We start from the raw sequence: 14,771 nt of genomic DNA, 5'->3' as shown, positions 1-14,771 counted from the left end.
CTTTAACATGTGGGGACTCGGAAGCTAGCCCTGAGCCCGAATACTGTCAATACAAACGGTTAAACTTTCGACTGCTTGCCTGTTGGCCGGCCCCGTACAGCAGCGCCGTGGCGGCGACCGATGTGATCCCGTTGCCGGCGGTGAAGTGACGGGAGGAGCGGCAGAGCAGCTCATCGCGCGGAACCGGGCGGAGAAGCGTGAGCAGGTGCCACGCTGTGTCGGCGGCTGCGGTGAGACTCGCCCGTCTTGTCGTGCGCCAGGTCATCACAGATGTCCTCTACGAACGCGAAGCACGCACCGGGTCGGCGATCAGGGCCCTCGCCGCGGCAACCTGAGGCCTATGGCGGCAAGGAGGTCGGGGAGCTCATCACCGATGGCGTGCAACCACCGGATTGACCACGGCTCGGCCGCGGCGGCGTCGTAGCTGTGGGGTACCCGCTCAAGGGCCGCACCTGGGGACGCGAGCTTGAGGAGGTCGTCCCCGAAAGGCCGCACGGTCTCGGTCGGGTCGGTGAACAGGTGCCCGGCGAACGCCTGGGACCGTCGCGGGGGAACTGGTCGATGACGATGCCCGCCAGGTCCGGAGTGTCGCCGTCGGCCAACGCCTGGGCCATCATGCGGGTCACGATGTCGGTGGCCGCGGGTCGTACGTCAAGCATGGCGCTGCGGCTGACCGGGATGCGGTCAGTCATGGCCGGATCCCCGCGGTGCGCGAAGTGTGAGCCGCCGCAGCGGCAGGAGCGACACGGCGTCCACGGACGTCCGGGCGCGGGCAGCGTCCAGGCCGTCGCGCGCTGTGGGGTCCACATAGATGCGGCTCTCGCGGGCCGCCGGGAGGATCCGGAGCTCGATCCCGTGCCGGACGGCCTCGGCGGCGAAGCGCCGCAGCCCGATCTCCCAGACCGGGCCGTACCAGAAGTGGTCGGCGATGAGCTTGCCGCCGATGTAGGCCCGGGCCACGTCGCCGGTGTACTGGATGCGCAGCAGGACCTCACCCGCCTCCTCGCTCTCGTCGAAGACCTCGGGCAGGACGGCGATGTGATGGACACCGGCCCGTTCGAAGTCGGCGTCCAGCGGTGCGGAGGCCCGGCCGTGGGAGCCGCCGGTACGGGCCGGGGCGGCGACGGCCTCGGACCGCACGCACGTGACGGCGGGCGGGGGCACAGACGCGGGCGGGCTCAGGGTCCAGCGGGTGAACGCGCCGTCCCGGACGCCGGGTCCTGCGGTGGTGCCGGTCAGCCCGGGCGGCGCGGGGAGGAGGGCGATGTCCGGGGCGGCGGCCGTGTGCACGCGCAGTTCCTCGCCGTCGGCGAGCACCAGGTCGTCGCAGAGCACCAGCCGGTCGCATCCCCAGATACGGACGCGGCTGACTTGCCGCCCCTGCTCGGCGGAGAGCACCAGCACGCGGACCGGGCCGTGCGGTCCGTGGACCGTCAGCGCGCCGGTGCCGGGGCCGGGCACGGTCACCAGCGTACCGTCGGCCGCCTCCCGTACCCGCACCGTCGTGTCCGGCCCCTCGACCCGCGTACCGGCGGGCAGGTGCAGCCGCGGCGTGACACCCTCGGTGGCCGCCAGTACGGCGGTGGGTGTGCCGTCGATCTCCAGGCGGGTGAGGGGCTGCGCGGCCGCCCAGTTCAGGCGCACGCCGGGGCCCAGCTCGTATCCCAGCGGCCAGACGAAGTGGGCGCCGGAGGGCACGGTCACCGGCTCCTCGGGCAGGGTCACCGTGCCGCCGGTCAGCTTGACGGCGAAGCGCACGTCCTCGTGGTCCGGCAGCGGCTCGTGTGGCTGGTGGTTGTTGACGAAGAGGAAGCCCGTGTCGCCGCGCGAGCGTACTGCCCAGCGCAGGGTCGTGCGGTCGTCGAGGCCGCCGGGCCCGGCATCGGGCAGCGACAGCGGCATGTCCGCCAGCTCGGCGCCGGCGTCCTGGAGGAGGAGATGCTGCCGGCGCAGCGCGTGGTAGGCGGGCCGGACCTGGCCGTATTCGCCGAGCGGCGCCTGGAAGTCGTACGTGACCGAGGGCAGGTCGTTGGGATAACCGGTGGCGTGCGACTCCTGGTTGGGAACGCCGTGCTCCAGCCGCTGCGAGCAGCCGTGGTAGAGGTAGTAGCCCTGCCACACCGAACCGCTGCCGATCTTGGTCAGCGCCAGCGCCGTGACGTCCCGCTCGGGCACCAGCGGCCGCCGGTGGTAGGCGATGGCCATGCCGCCGCCGAGCTCGCAGGTGGCGTACGGATAGCGGCGGTCGTCCGGGCCGCCGGCGGGCGCCGCGTTGCGGAGATCGGCCCCGATGGCATGGTCGTCGCGGACCGGGGTGAAGAAGTAATGGCGGCGCATCTCCCGCGCCCACCCCGGGTGGGCGTCCTCCCAGAACGCCTCCGGATAGCCGCCGTACAGCGGCAGCAGCACGTCCGGGGGTATGCGGGCCCCGCCCCAGGCGGTGGCCGTCCACAGGGGGGCGTCGGCCCCGGCTTCCTCGGCCAGACGCCGCAGCGTCGCGAGGTGCCCGGGCTGGTCGTACAGCTCGTTCTCGACCTGTACGGCGATCACCGGGCCGCCGTCGCGGTGCCACAGACCGCGCAGCTCGTGGGCTATGCCGGCGAAGTAGGGCCTGACAAGCGCCAGGTACGCGGGGTCGTCCGTGCGCGGGACGCATTCTGTGCCGGCCAGCCAATCGGGGAAGCCGCCGTTCCGGCATTCCCCGTGTGACCAGGGCCCGATGCGCACGGCTACTGACAGTCCCAGCTCCGCGCAGAGTTCGACGAACCGGCGGATGTCGAGGTCGCCGTCAAAGCGGTAGGCCCCCCGCTGCTCCTCGTGCTGGTTCCAGAAGAGGTACGTCGCCACCAGGTTGATGCCGCCGGCTCGCATCTTCAGCAGCTCCTCGCGCCATTCGGCGGCGGGGTACCGGCTGAAGTGGAATTCGCCCATCACCGGAATCCACGGCCGGCCCGCCCGCAGCACGCGTCTGCTGTCCACGGTCAGGGGCACGGGTGGCCCGTGCGGGCTGCCCATCGCAAGATGGCCGGTGAGGGGAGCGGACAATTCTTGGGCGCGCAGCGACAGCATGGCAGGTGCCTCCTGCAGGGGGCGGCTCGGGAAGTAGGTTCATCGAAAAGGAATTCGGCGTGTCCTGCGCCGAGATCTGGTGCCGGCGCGTTGCAGGGCAGACCCCGACAGGTCGCTGTCCAGGTTCCAGGACTTGTTTTCGGCGTCCCAGGCGCCGCGCCATGCCGTTGAATGCGGCCGTGCTTCTGTGGGCTCGTAGGGGCAGGTGTTCTCGTACCGGGAGATGTCGTCGGTGTCGGCCAGGTCCGGACAGAGGAACTGGGTATAGCGGTTGTCGTGATCGATGAAGATCTTCAGCCAGGGGATCGCCAGGCGCGTGACGGATATGTTCCACGACGTGGGGAAGGCGTGGCTGCCGCTGGAGAGCTGGACGTAGGAGCCGGGGGTGTCGGCCAGCTGTGCTCCATGGGAGCTGCTCATGCTCGTATACGTGCGGAGTATCAGCGCATGTTGAACCGTTTACACAGGGTGCGATGCAAGCACTGTGAGGAGGGCATGTCAAGAGTGGTGTGTTCCCGCCTCTCTCGTGCTTGACGTGTCACATCGATCGGCTCATCATCGAGTTCAAACGGTTAACACGCCGAGGCAGTAAAACGGGATGCGGGGAGGTCGGATGCCGCGTCGGACCGCTTCCGGCGACGGAAAGCCCCGCCCTGCGACGATCAAGGACGTGGCCAGACATGCCGGCGTCTCGGTCGCCACCGTCTCGCGCATCCTCTCCGGTACGTACCCCAACGCCCCTGCCACGCGGAGCAAGGTCATGCGGGCCGTGCGCGAACTCGACTACGTGGCCAACGCCCACGCCCGGGGACTCGCGGGCGTGCGGCCCAAGAGCGTGGCCATCGTGGTCAATTCCGTCATCTCCCCGCACTACGCACATGTGGCGCAGGGGGTGCACGAGGAGGCCGCGCGTGCGGGCCGACTCTGCATTGTCGCCACCACCGGCGGAGATCTCGAACGCGAGTTGGCCGCGATCCAGTTGATGCGCGAAGAGCACGCCGAAGCGGTCATTCTCGTGGGGAACATCAACCCCGACGAGGCCTACCGCGAGCGCATGGCCGGCTATGCCCGCGCACTGGCCGCGGCCGGCTCGCAGCTGGTGCTGTGCGGCCGCCCGCCGCTGGGCCCCGACGTACCGGCCATCGTGGTCGAGTACGACAACACCGGGGGCGCGTTCGCCGCTACCAGCCACCTGCTCTCGGCGGGCCACAAGCGCATCCTGTTCCTCGGCCGGCGGTCCGGGTACACGACGCCGGAGAGCCGGGTCGCCGGTTACCGTGCCGCCCTGGCCGCGCACGGCGTACCGCATGATCCCGGGCTGGAGGTCGACGGCGCGAGAATGGTGCGGCGCGAGGGCTACCGCATGATGCGCGAGCGACTCGACGCAGGGCCGCGGGACTTCACCGCCCTCTTCGCCAGCAACGACCTGATCGCCGCGGGCGCGCGCGAGGCGCTGCGAGAGCGCGGGCTGCGCATTCCGGAGGATGTGTCGATGGTCGGATTCGACGACCTCCCCCCGGCCGCCGACATCGACCTCACCACCGTTCACATCCCGCACGAGGAGCTGGGGCGCACCGCCGTGCGGCTCGCGCTGAAGAGCGAGACACCCGGGGCCTCCGAGCACGTCCTGCTGGGCACGCACATCGTCGTCCGCGACTCGGTCTGCCCCAACGTGGGCGAAGCCTCAGGCCCGGACTAGAAGGGTTCACCCGATGAGCCGGCGTCCCACTGCCATGTTCGCCATGGATGCACCGAATCTGCCCCAGCTCTTCCCGCCGGACCTGCTGGCCCGGCTGCGGGAGCTGCTCGACATCGACCCCGCGGGCGTAGTCACCGATTTCGGCGATCCCGCGCTGCGCTCCCGACTGGCCCGAGTGGAGGTGCTGGTGACGGGCTGGGGATGCCCGCCCCTTGACTGCCGCGCGCTCGATGCCCTGCCGCGGCTGCACACCGTCCTGCACACCGGCGGGACGGTGAAGCGGCTGCTTCCGCCCGAGGGCAGAGCGCGCGGGCTCACCGTATCGTCGGCCGCCGCGCAGAACGCGCTGCCGGTGGCCGAGTACACCCTCGCGTGATCCTGCTGCTGGGCAAGGGCGTCTTCGCGGCGCAGGAGGACCGCCGTGCGGCCTGGCACCGGCTCCCGGACCTGGCCCGCTCGGACATCGGCAACATGGGGCGCCGCGTCGGGCTCATCGGCGCTTCCGCCGTCGGGCGACGCGTGATCGAACTGCTGCGGCCGTTCGACTTCGACGTCGTTCTCTACGACCCGTATGTCGACGCGGCAGCCGCGCGGAGTCTCGGGGTACGGAAGTCGGGGCTGGAAGACCTGCTCGCGGACAGCTCGATCGTTTCGGTACACGCCCCGGCCACGCCCGAGACGCGGCACATGATCGACGCGGGCCGGCTGGCGCTGCTGCCGGACGGGTCGGCGCTGATCAATACCGCCCGCGGCAGCCTCGTGGACACCGAGGCACTGGTACGCGAGCTCGCCACCGGTCGTATCAGGGCCGTGCTCGACGTGACCGACCCCGAGCCGCTGCCGGTGGACTCCCCGCTCTTCGATCTGCCCAACGTCATCCTGACCCCGCACATCGCCGGATCCCAGGGCAATGAACTGCGGCGCCTGGGAGCCGCCGTCGTGGCCGAAGCCGAACGGCTGCGCATGGGTGCACCCCTCGCCCAGCGTGTCGAGGTCGCTCACCTCGACCGCACGGCGTGACGCGGCCGCGCCGGGTCTGCCGCACGGTCCGGTGACATTCGCGGAGATTTTTCCGGACGGCAACCTGTGCGGAGCGCGGTGGCCACTACCGGCCAACTACCACCGTCGACAACCCGGAGGACGCATGTCACCCGCACACCCCCCACCGCTGCCGCATCGCAGACGGGCAAGGTGGTGCCCAGTACGTTCGCCGCAGGTGCACTGACCGCAAGTGCTCTGGTCGCCCTCTTTGGCGCCGCGGAGCCGGAGTCCTCCGGCAGCACGGCCGCGGCACCGCTGCTGGAGAACCTGGACCGCGGGGCGGTCAGCGTCCGGTCCGGCGACGGCAACCTGGTGAGCTGGCGCTGGCTGGTCCCGTTCGCCCGGCGTCATGGCGACGTTCGAGTGGACGAGCACCAGGTCCCCCTCGGATATCACCCGCTTGATGTCGTACCTGGAGTCCGGGAACCGCTGCTTGAGGTCCGAACCGGGCTTCTTCTACGCCTTGGCGCCGTCGGGCGCGAGCGGGTTGTGCTGGATGAGGTCTGGGCGGACGTGGCGATCGACGACCCCGGTGTCGCCCCGCTCGAACAGGCCCTTGAGGACGCGTACGGTAACGGCCTTCTGGTAACTGAGGCGGGCGAAGTCGCCATAGCCGGAATGGGTGCCATAACCGTAGTGTCCGACGGGAGCGGCGGACGGCGCAGCGACGGCGGGTACGCCGATGGCGCCCAGCAGGGTGGCGGAGGCCATGAAAGCGACGAGTGCCCTGCGGGCATGGATGGTGGGGATCGCGGTGCGCTCTCCTCAAGGAGCAGGCAAGAAATGCGCCAGAGATTGAAAGCCCAACCGCGTGCCTTCTGAAGGAAAGCACTAACTCACGGTTAGTGCAACGGGGTCGCCGTGTCGCGCAGACCCCGCCCTCCTGGGCTCAGCCTGACCTTCCCGATCCGGCGTCCGCGCTGTGGATCCGGGCCGCCGCCCTCGATGTGTGGCGAACGTCGACACCCTCGGCCCACCCGCACCCCGGCGTGTCCGGCCCCTCCTGGCTCGGCGTGACGCCGACACGGCCGTCCGCGCCGCCCGCCACGCGTCGACGATCGCCGACGACACCGCCGGGTGCCGCTGACCCGACCATGGCGGTGCCCTACGGTTCCCGGACCGCCTCGACCACCTGCCCAAGCAAGGCGATGAGTTGCGCAGTGCCGTCCGAGCCCAGCCGCTCGACGACGCGGCGCTCGATGTCCGCGACGACGCGACTGGCGGAGCCGAAAGCCTCACGGCCGGCGTCGGTGAGGTGGAGCTCCTGTACGTGGCGGTGCAGGGCGTGCTGTCGGCGCTCCAGCTGGCCGCGTCCCTCCAGTCGCGTCACCAGCGATGCCACGGCCTGAGGGGTGACGTTCAGGCGGCGGGCGGCCTCCGCGCCTGTGAGGCCGGGTTCGTCATGGATGCAGAACAGCAGGGAGTAGTGGGCGGGCGCCATGTCCAGGGTGCGCAGTCGCTGTCCCTTGAGCGCCTGCACGGCGAGTTCCGCCCTGCGCAGGGCCCAGAGGGCTCCGGCGTCGCCACCAGGCGTCTTCTCGTCATCCGTGGTCACGCGAGGAGGATACGGGAATGCAGGTGCATCAATCACTTGATATCAAACGCTTGATTCTAGACAGGTGCTTGGTTAATGCTGGGCGCATGTCCCGAACTCTTGCTCTGATCACTGGCGCCTCGTCCGGCATCGGCGCTGCCTATGCCCGGCTCCTGGCGTCCGACTGCGACTTCGTCCTGGTGGCCCGGCGGGTGGACCGGCTGAACGAGCTGGCCGCCGAACTGCGCGAAGCAGGTGCCGCCGTCGATGTTCTGCCCGCCGACCTCAGTACGCACGACGGCCTCGACGCCGTGAGCCACCGCCTGGCTGCCGGAGACGTCCGACTGCTGATCTGCAACGCCGGAGTCGGCGGCTTCGCACCGCTCCCCGACATCGACGCCGCCGAGATCGACCGTCTCCTCACACTCAACGCCGTCGGCCCCATGCGTCTGGTGCGGGCCGCTCTGCCCGGGATGCTGGCCGCCGGTGAGGGCACCGTCATCACCCTCGCCTCCCTGCTGGCCTTCAGTGCCGGCCAGGAGATGCCGATACCGCGCACCCTGTACGCGGGCGCGAAGGCCGCCACGGTCGCTTTCACGCGGACGCTCACACACGAACTCGCCGGCACCGGCGTCCATGCCCAGGTGGTGTGCCCGGGGGTGGTGGCGACGGAGTTCCACGGCGGCTACGGCCATGGCTACCCCTCCGCCATGACGGCCGAGGGTGTGGCACACGCCAGTCTCGCCGGCGTCCGCCTGGGGGAGTCCGTCTGCGTCCCTGGTCTGGAGGACCAGGCTGCCGCGCTCGATGCCCTCCTGACCGCCGAATCCGCCCTGCTGGCCGGCAACCATTCTTCCCCGGCCGCCCGTTACGGGCACCTGCCCGTCGCCTGAGCAGCAGTCCCCGTACTGCCCTTGCCGCGACAGCCGAGGGAGGCGGGCGCACCCGCGGGTCGGCGTCCGGCTCGGGGGCGGGGCGAGGGTGCGGCAGGAGACGCCCTGTACGCCCCGCCCCGCCAGGTTCGCGCCGATCAGCAGGACCATTCGTACCCCGCACCGAGGAGTGGGCATGTCCACCGAACTTCCCGACCCAGCCGTGTCTCCCCCCGCCGAATCCGGCTCTGCACCGACCCGGCGTACGTTCATCGCGACGACCACGGTGGTCGGAGGGACCGCCCTGGCCGGCGGTCTGGTCGCGGCGCCCCTGCCCGGCTCCGGGGAAGCGGTCGCCGCCGAGGCGCCGCACGGCAGCCGCGTCTCCCTGACGGTCAACGGTGTCCGGCACACCGTCACGATCGACAACCGCACCTCGCTCCTCGACCTGCTGCGCGAGCGCCTGGACCTGACCGGTTCCAAGAAGGGCTGCAACGCCGGGGCCTGCGGCGCCTGTACCGTCCTCGTCGACGGGCGCCGCGTCAACTCCTGCCTGACCCTGGCGGTTCGGTTGGACGGCGCCGAGGTCACCACCATCGAGGGCCTGGCCAAGGGTGACCGGCTCCACCCGCTGCAGCAGGCGTTTATCGACCAGGACGCCTTCCAGTGCGGCTACTGCACCCCGGGGCAGATCATGTCCGGTGTCGTCTGCGTCCAGGAGGGGCACGCCGGCTCGGCGGAGGAGATCCGGGAGTGGATGAGCGGCAACATCTGCCGCTGCGGCTGCTACGTGAAGATCGAGCGCGCGGTCCAGCAGACCGCGGGCCGGAAGTGAGGGCCGATACCCATGCATCCCTTCACCTACACCAAGGCCGTGGACACGCGCGAAGCCCTCAACGCCGGTCGGCGCGGCGGGCGTTACATCGCCGGCGGCACCACCCTGGTCGACCTGATGCGGGAGACCGTCGAACACCCCGGCTCGCTGGTCGACATCAGTGCCCTGCCCCTGCGCGAGGTCGCCGCCACCAAGGGCGGGGGCCTGCGCATCGGCGCCCTGGTGACCATGACCGAAGCCGCCGCCCACCCCAAGGTGCGTGCCCTGCACCCCGTCGTCTCGCAGGCGCTGGAACTGAGTGCGTCGCCCCAACTGCGCAACATGGCCACCATCGGCGGCAACATCATGCAGCGCACCCGGTGCACGTACTTCCGTGACGTGACCGCCCCATGCAACAAGCGTGAACCCGGATCGGGCTGCGCCGCGCTGCACGGCTACAACCGCAGCCACGCGATCCTGGGCACCACCGACGACTGCGTGGCCACCCACCCCTCCGACGCCGCCGTCGCCTTCGCCGCACTGGAGGTGACCGTCCACCTGCTTGGCCCAGCGGGGGAGCGGACCGTGCCCTTCGCCGACTTCCACCTCAAGCCGGGCAGCACACCTAACCGCGAACAGGCCCTGCGCCCCGGCGAGTTGATTACCGCAGTGGGGATGCCGCCCTACCCACGCCCGCTGGAGTCCGGCTACCTGAAGGTCCGCGACCGGCAGTCCTACGAGTTCGCGCTCACCTCCGCGGCCGTCGCCCTGCACCTCCGACGTGGCGTGATCCGCGAAGCCAAGGTGGCCGCCGGAGGCGTGGGCACCGTCCCCTGGAAACTGCCCGCCGTCGAGCGGGAGCTCATCGGACAGCGGCCGTCGAACGCCTTGTGGGCCAAGGCCGCCGAGCGGGCGGCCGACGGGGCCCGCCCCCTCGAACACAACCGTTTCAAGGTCGAGTTGCTCAAGCGGACCGTCGAGCGTCAACTGCGTGTCGTAGGAGGTGGCAAGTGAGCCCGCAGCCACAGGCAGCCGTCGGAGCGGCGGTCCCCCGAGTCGACGCCCGACTGAGGGTCACCGGGCAGGCGAAGTACGCCGCCGACAACAACCCCGACGGGGTCGTGCACGCGGTCATCGTCGACAGCAGCGTCGGCCGCGGCCGCATCACCGGCATCGACACCCGCGCCGCCGAAGCCGAGAAGGGCGTGCTGAAGGTGATCAGCCACCTCAACGCGCCCGAACTCCCGCCCGTCGAAGGGCAGTTGCCGCCGGGCAAGCCGCTGCAACCCTTCCAGGACGACCGCATCCGGTTCTTCGGACAGCCCGTCGCGGTCGTGGTGGCCAACACACTGGAGACCGCACAGCACGCCGCGAGCCTGGTGAAGGTCTCCTACGACGCCCAGCATCCCGCCACCGATCTGGCCGCCGCCGACCCCGCCGGCGAGCCCGAGACCTATGCGCGCGGCGACGCCGACGAAGCCCTGGACTCGGCCGCCGTCCGGCTGCAGATGACGTACCGGACGGCCCGCAACCACCACAACGCCATGGAAGCGGCCGGCCTCGTCGCCCGCTGGGACGGCGACAAGCTCACCCTCTGGGAGAAGAGCCAAGCGACGCAGTTCGCCGCTTTCGGCATGTCCGGCGCGCTCGGCATGCCACCGGACGACGTCCACGTCATCTCTCCGTTCCTCGGCGGGGCCTTCGGCAACGCCTTCAGCACCTGGCCGCATTCCGTCATCGCCGCCGTGGCCGCACGCGAGGTGCAGCGCCCCGTCAAACTCGCCCTCACCCGTGGGCAGTTGTACTTCGGCGTGGGATACCGGCCCGCGTACGAGTACGAACTGAGCCTGGGCAGCAACCGCCGGGGGCGTCTCGTGGCGTCGGCGCACGACGTGCGCGCCGAGACCTCCAAATACGAGACACACATAGAAGACGTGCTGGTCCCCGGCCGGATGCTCTACAGCACCCCCAACGTCCGCCAGGCGTACCGGCACGTACCGCTGGACGTGAACACACCGACGTGGATGCGCGGCCCCGGCTACTCCAGCGGTGCCTTCCCCGTTGAGTCGGCGATGGACGAGCTCGCCCACGAACTGGGACTCGACCCCATCGAGCTGCGGCTGCGCAACGAGCCCGCCGACGACGAGTCCACCAATCTGCCGTTCTCCACGCGCCGCCTGCGCGAGTGCTACCGCGTGGGCGCCCGCGAGTTCGGCTGGCAGCGGCGCAGGCCCAAGCCCCGCTCGAGGCGCGAGGGCGACTGGCTCATCGGTATGGGCATGGCGGCCGGCGTCTACGACACCGCACGCTCCGAGTCCCAGACATCCGTCCGGCTCGACGCCGACGGCACCGCCCTGCTCCAGGCCGCGACCGCCGACATGGGTGCCGGCACCGCCACGTCCATGACGCAGCTCGCCGCCGACGCCCTCGGCCTGCCCATGCGCCGGGTGACCTTCCGGCTCGGCGACTCCCGTCTGCCTCCGGCCGCCGGCCACTTCGGTTCGCAGACCATGGCCAGTGTCGGATCCTCCGTCCAGGACGGCTGCGACGAACTGCGGCGGCAGGCGATCGAACTCGCCGTCGGGGACGAGGAGTCACCGCTGCACGGCGTCGACCCCGCCGACATCGTCGTACGAGGAGGCCGACTGCACGTGACGGACGACCCCGCGCGCGGGGAGACGTACCAGCGGCTCCTGGCCCGCAACAACCGCACCCACCTCGAAGCGATGGGCTCGTACGCCGGGGCGCCGGAATCGGAGAAGTTCTCCTTCTACGCCTACGCCGCGGCCTTCGCCGAAGTGGCCGTCGACGCCCGCCTCGGCCTGGTACGGGTGCGGCGCATGGTCGGCGTGTACGACGCCGGCCGGATCATCAGCCCCGCGCTCGCCGACAGCCAGGCCCTCGGCGCCATGACCGGCGGTATCGGCCAGGCCCTCCTTGAACACACGGTCACCGACCACCGCGACGGCCGGATCGTCAACGCCAACCTCGCCGACTACCTCGTGCCCACCCATGCCGACATCCCCGAACTGAAAGCGATCTACATCGAGGGAGAGGACTACAAAGCCGACCCGATCGGCGTCAAGGGACTCGGTGAGATCGTGCTCGTCGGAGTGGCGCCCGCCATCGCCAACGCGGTCTTCAACGCCACAGGCCGCCGAATCCGCGAACTGCCGATCAAACCCGAGGCCCTGCTCTGAACTCCCGGGTGGCCGCGTCGCCACCGGTCACCCGGGCTCCCCCAGCGTCCGGCGGTCGACGACGGTCCACCGCCGGACACCAGGCCGCCGTCGCACCCTGTCCTGCCACAGTGCGGCGGCGGCCCTCAAGCCCCCATCCCCGGAGCGAACGCCCATGCTCAACATCGCGGACACGCTGTACGACTGGTGCCGCGAGGCCCGTCCCTTCGCCCTCGCCACCGTCGTCGACGTCAGCGGCAGCGCACCCCTGCCACCCGGTACCGCCCTCGCCGTCGACACGGAGGGCCACATGGTCGGCAGCATCTCCGGCGGCTGTGTGGAGGGAGCCGTCTACGAGCTGTGCGTCCAGGTACTCAAGGACCGCGGCAGTTCCGCCCGCGCCCGGTTCGGTTACTCCGACGACGACGCCTTCGCCGTCGGTTTGACCTGTGGCGGCGAGATCGACGTCCTGGTGCAGCGGGTCGAGCCCGCCGCCGAGCCGCATCTCATCGACGCCCTCGACGCGGTCGTACAGGGCCGGCCCGTCGCTGTGGCTCAGGTGGTGGTCGGCCCGGACGACTTCATCGGCCGCACCCTCCATGTCCCCGAGGGGGCGGGTGCTCACCGCGGAACGATGGGCGACAGGAACACGGATCAGGTTGTCGCAGCGCAAGCCCGTGCGCAGCTGAGGGCCGGCCGCACCCGCCGTGTCGAGGTGGGCGGCGACTCCGACACCTGCCCCGAGCGCCTGTCGGTCCTCGTCCACACCCATGCGTCCCGTCCCCGCCTGCTGATCTTCGGCGCGGTCGACTTCGCGGGCGCCCTCAGCCGGGCCGGGCAGTTCCTCGGCTACCGCGTCACCGTCTGCGACGCCCGTCCCGTCTTCGCCACGCCGGCCCGCTTCCCGCACGCCGACGAGGTCGTCGCCGACTGGCCGCACCGCTACCTGGAGCGCACCGAGGTGGACGGGCGTACCGCGATCTGTGCCCTCACGCACGACGCCAAGTTCGACGTCCCTCTGCTCCGCCTGGCGCTGAGCCTGCCGGTCGGCTATGTCGGCGCGATGGGCTCACGCCGTACCCACGAGCACCGCCTGGAACGCCTGCGGGAGAGCGGCGTGTCCGAAGAGCACCTCGCCCGCCTGCACTCACCCATCGGCCTCGACCTCGGCGCCCACACCCCCGAGGAGACAGCGATCTCCGTCACCGCCGAGATCATCGCCCACAACCACAACGGCACCGGCCTGCCCCCGTCCCGAGTCCCCGGCCCCATCCACCAAGCCGTCCGGACGACGACGGGCCTGCGAGAAGAGGAACCCCAGACATGGACCCTGTACGGAGCACCTCACGTCGAAGACTGATCGAGGCGACATCGAGCGCGGCCCTCGTCGCGGCGGTGGGTGCGGTGCCGGCCGCTGCCGCGGCACCGTCCGGCCGAGGGTTGCCGAAGGGCAACTGGCGCATCGACACCCACGCGCACTACTTCCCCGACGTGTACTACGACTACCTCGAGCGCCACGGCCGCCTCGCCGACACCCTGGCCTATGTGGGCCCCTGGTCGCTGGATGCGCACCTGGCGTTCATGGATCGGTACCGGATCCAGGCGAGCGTCCTGTCGTTCGGCGACCTCCAGCTCACCGTCGGCACGGTCGACGACCGCCGTGTCACCGCCCGCGCGGTCAACGACTACGCCCACGACCTCGTGCGCACCCGTGGTGACCGGTTCGGGGCCTTCGCGGTCACCCCGATGCCGGACATCGAGGGCGCGATGGCCGAGGTGGACCGCGCGCTCGGTGAGCTGGACCTCGACGGCATCTGTCTGCTCACCAACTACCAGGGCCGCTACCTGGGCGATCCCTCGTTGGCTCCGCTGTACGAGGTCCTCGACCACCACGGCGCCTATGTCTACGTCCACCCGACGGGTCCGGAGGTGAATCCGGCCCCGAAGCTGCGCTACGGCCCCGACATTCCGGCACTGAACTTCGTCTACGAGTACACCTTCGACGCGACGCGCGCGATGACGAGCCTGATCTACAACGGTGTCCTGCGGGACTACCCGAACACCCGCTGGCACTTCACGCACTGCGGCGGGACGCTGCCGTTCTTGTCGTACCGGCTCGCGACGCTGCACGCGTTCTTCCCGCCGTTCAACTCCGTACTGCCCGAAGGCCCCCTCGACTACATCTCGCAGCTGTACTTCGACGACGCGCAGGCGTTCACCGCCGCCCAGTTGCTGCCACTGGCGTCGCTCGTGCCGGCCGACCACATCATGTTCGGCAGCGACTGGCCGGCCGTCCACGACCTCTTCGAGGCCGACAATGTGGAGAAGATGCCGTTCCTCGAGGGACGTCTGCCGGACCCGCGGGCGGGCGATCCCGAACCGCCCGTCGACAGCGTCTACAGCCCCCACCAGGGGATCGCTCTCGAACGGACCAACGCCCTCGCCCAGTTCCCGAAACTGCGTGCACGCATACCCCGGCTGAGTCGGCACTGAACCACGACCGCACGCCGGGTCCTGTCACCGCGAGCCGACTCGCGGTGACGCTCGCGGGCAACATCGTCGA

At 70.5% G+C, this 14,771-nt stretch carries 12 protein-coding genes and 1 pseudogene; 8 read left to right on the top strand and 5 right to left on the bottom strand.

Features of this window, described 5'->3' with window-relative positions; all coding sequences use genetic code 11:
* Window positions 1-46: 46 nt before the first annotated feature.
* From ABTX62_RS33790 to ABTX62_RS33780, 3 genes are all read right to left on the bottom strand, one after another.
* A complete protein-coding gene (locus ABTX62_RS33790; RefSeq protein WP_352119752.1) occupies window positions 47-265 on the bottom strand; it encodes a hypothetical protein in 219 nt (72 codons plus the stop codon).
* Window positions 266-684: 419 nt separating this feature from the next.
* Complete coding sequence (locus tag ABTX62_RS33785; protein ID WP_352119751.1) at window positions 685-3,069, bottom strand: beta-galactosidase; 2,385 nt, start codon at window positions 3,067-3,069, stop codon at window positions 685-687.
* 39 nt (window positions 3,070-3,108) lie between these two features.
* Window positions 3,109-3,489, bottom strand: coding sequence for a poly(ethylene terephthalate) hydrolase family protein (locus ABTX62_RS33780; RefSeq protein WP_352119750.1), 381 nt, complete (start codon window positions 3,487-3,489; stop codon window positions 3,109-3,111).
* Between the two features lie 250 nt (window positions 3,490-3,739).
* On the opposite strand from ABTX62_RS33780, the gene ABTX62_RS33775 reads away from it, so the two are divergent.
* Together ABTX62_RS33775 and ABTX62_RS33770 are read left to right on the top strand one after the other, a co-directional pair.
* Entirely contained in the window at window positions 3,740-4,768 is a 1,029-nt protein-coding gene (locus ABTX62_RS33775) for a LacI family DNA-binding transcriptional regulator (protein ID WP_352119749.1), read from the top strand.
* 13 nt (window positions 4,769-4,781) lie between these two features.
* Window positions 4,782-5,788, top strand: a pseudogene (locus tag ABTX62_RS33770) (hydroxyacid dehydrogenase).
* A gap of 477 nt (window positions 5,789-6,265) precedes the next feature.
* Here the strand turns inward: ABTX62_RS33770 and ABTX62_RS33765 are convergent.
* Window positions 6,266-6,520 carry a hypothetical protein gene (locus tag ABTX62_RS33765; RefSeq protein WP_352119748.1) on the bottom strand — a complete coding sequence of 85 codons (255 nt, stop codon included), beginning with the start codon at window positions 6,518-6,520 and terminating at the stop codon, window positions 6,266-6,268.
* 394 nt (window positions 6,521-6,914) lie between these two features.
* Window positions 6,915-7,364 carry a MarR family winged helix-turn-helix transcriptional regulator gene (locus tag ABTX62_RS33760; protein WP_352119747.1) on the bottom strand — a complete coding sequence of 150 codons (450 nt, stop codon included), beginning with the start codon at window positions 7,362-7,364 and terminating at the stop codon, window positions 6,915-6,917.
* 86 nt (window positions 7,365-7,450) lie between these two features.
* Between ABTX62_RS33760 and ABTX62_RS33755 the strand changes: the two genes are divergently transcribed.
* The 6 genes from ABTX62_RS33755 to ABTX62_RS33730 all read left to right on the top strand — a co-directional run bounded on the left by ABTX62_RS33755 (window position 7,451) and on the right by ABTX62_RS33730 (window position 14,701).
* Window positions 7,451-8,236, top strand: a complete 786-nt coding sequence (locus tag ABTX62_RS33755) for an SDR family NAD(P)-dependent oxidoreductase (RefSeq protein WP_352119746.1) — start codon at window positions 7,451-7,453, stop codon at window positions 8,234-8,236.
* 175 nt (window positions 8,237-8,411) lie between these two features.
* Window positions 8,412-9,050 carry a (2Fe-2S)-binding protein gene (locus ABTX62_RS33750; protein WP_352119745.1) on the top strand — a complete coding sequence of 213 codons (639 nt, stop codon included), beginning with the start codon at window positions 8,412-8,414 and terminating at the stop codon, window positions 9,048-9,050.
* A gap of 12 nt (window positions 9,051-9,062) precedes the next feature.
* Complete coding sequence (locus tag ABTX62_RS33745) at window positions 9,063-10,043, top strand: FAD binding domain-containing protein (protein WP_352119744.1); 981 nt, start codon at window positions 9,063-9,065, stop codon at window positions 10,041-10,043.
* Window positions 10,040-12,229 (top strand): xanthine dehydrogenase family protein molybdopterin-binding subunit, encoded by a 2,190-nt coding sequence (locus tag ABTX62_RS33740; protein WP_352119743.1) that lies wholly within the window; start codon window positions 10,040-10,042, stop codon window positions 12,227-12,229. The genes ABTX62_RS33745 and ABTX62_RS33740 overlap by 4 nt, the downstream gene beginning before the upstream one ends.
* A gap of 154 nt (window positions 12,230-12,383) precedes the next feature.
* Window positions 12,384-13,568, top strand: coding sequence for an XdhC family protein (locus ABTX62_RS33735; protein WP_352119742.1), 1,185 nt, complete (start codon window positions 12,384-12,386; stop codon window positions 13,566-13,568).
* A complete protein-coding gene (locus tag ABTX62_RS33730) occupies window positions 13,532-14,701 on the top strand; it encodes an amidohydrolase family protein (protein ID WP_352119741.1) in 1,170 nt (389 codons plus the stop codon). Before ABTX62_RS33735 ends, ABTX62_RS33730 begins: the two co-directional genes overlap by 37 nt.
* Window positions 14,702-14,771 lie beyond the last annotated feature (70 nt).

Source organism: Streptomyces sp. NPDC096046 (assembly GCF_040303285.1).
Classification (GTDB): Bacteria; Actinomycetota; Actinomycetes; order Streptomycetales; family Streptomycetaceae; genus Streptomyces.
Note: the sequence above shows the minus strand (reverse complement) of the source record. Positions and strands in the feature narration are given on the sequence as shown.

What these genes read in the sequence shown, in the direction of transcription:
- ABTX62_RS33790 (WP_352119752.1), bottom strand. Translation starts at nt 265, where the DNA reads ATGACCTGGCGCACGACAAGACGGGCGAGTCTCACCGCAGCCGCCGAC.
- ABTX62_RS33785 (WP_352119751.1), bottom strand. Translation starts at nt 3,069, where the DNA reads ATGCTGTCGCTGCGCGCCCAAGAATTGTCCGCTCCCCTCACCGGCCAT.
- ABTX62_RS33780 (WP_352119750.1), bottom strand. Translation starts at nt 3,489, where the DNA reads ATGAGCAGCTCCCATGGAGCACAGCTGGCCGACACCCCCGGCTCCTAC.
- ABTX62_RS33765 (WP_352119748.1), bottom strand. Translation starts at nt 6,520, where the DNA reads ATGGCCTCCGCCACCCTGCTGGGCGCCATCGGCGTACCCGCCGTCGCT.
- ABTX62_RS33755 (WP_352119746.1), top strand. Translation starts at nt 7,451, where the DNA reads ATGTCCCGAACTCTTGCTCTGATCACTGGCGCCTCGTCCGGCATCGGC.
- ABTX62_RS33750 (WP_352119745.1), top strand. Translation starts at nt 8,412, where the DNA reads ATGTCCACCGAACTTCCCGACCCAGCCGTGTCTCCCCCCGCCGAATCC.
- ABTX62_RS33745 (WP_352119744.1), top strand. Translation starts at nt 9,063, where the DNA reads ATGCATCCCTTCACCTACACCAAGGCCGTGGACACGCGCGAAGCCCTC.
- ABTX62_RS33735 (WP_352119742.1), top strand. Translation starts at nt 12,384, where the DNA reads ATGCTCAACATCGCGGACACGCTGTACGACTGGTGCCGCGAGGCCCGT.
- ABTX62_RS33730 (WP_352119741.1), top strand. Translation starts at nt 13,532, where the DNA reads ATGGACCCTGTACGGAGCACCTCACGTCGAAGACTGATCGAGGCGACA.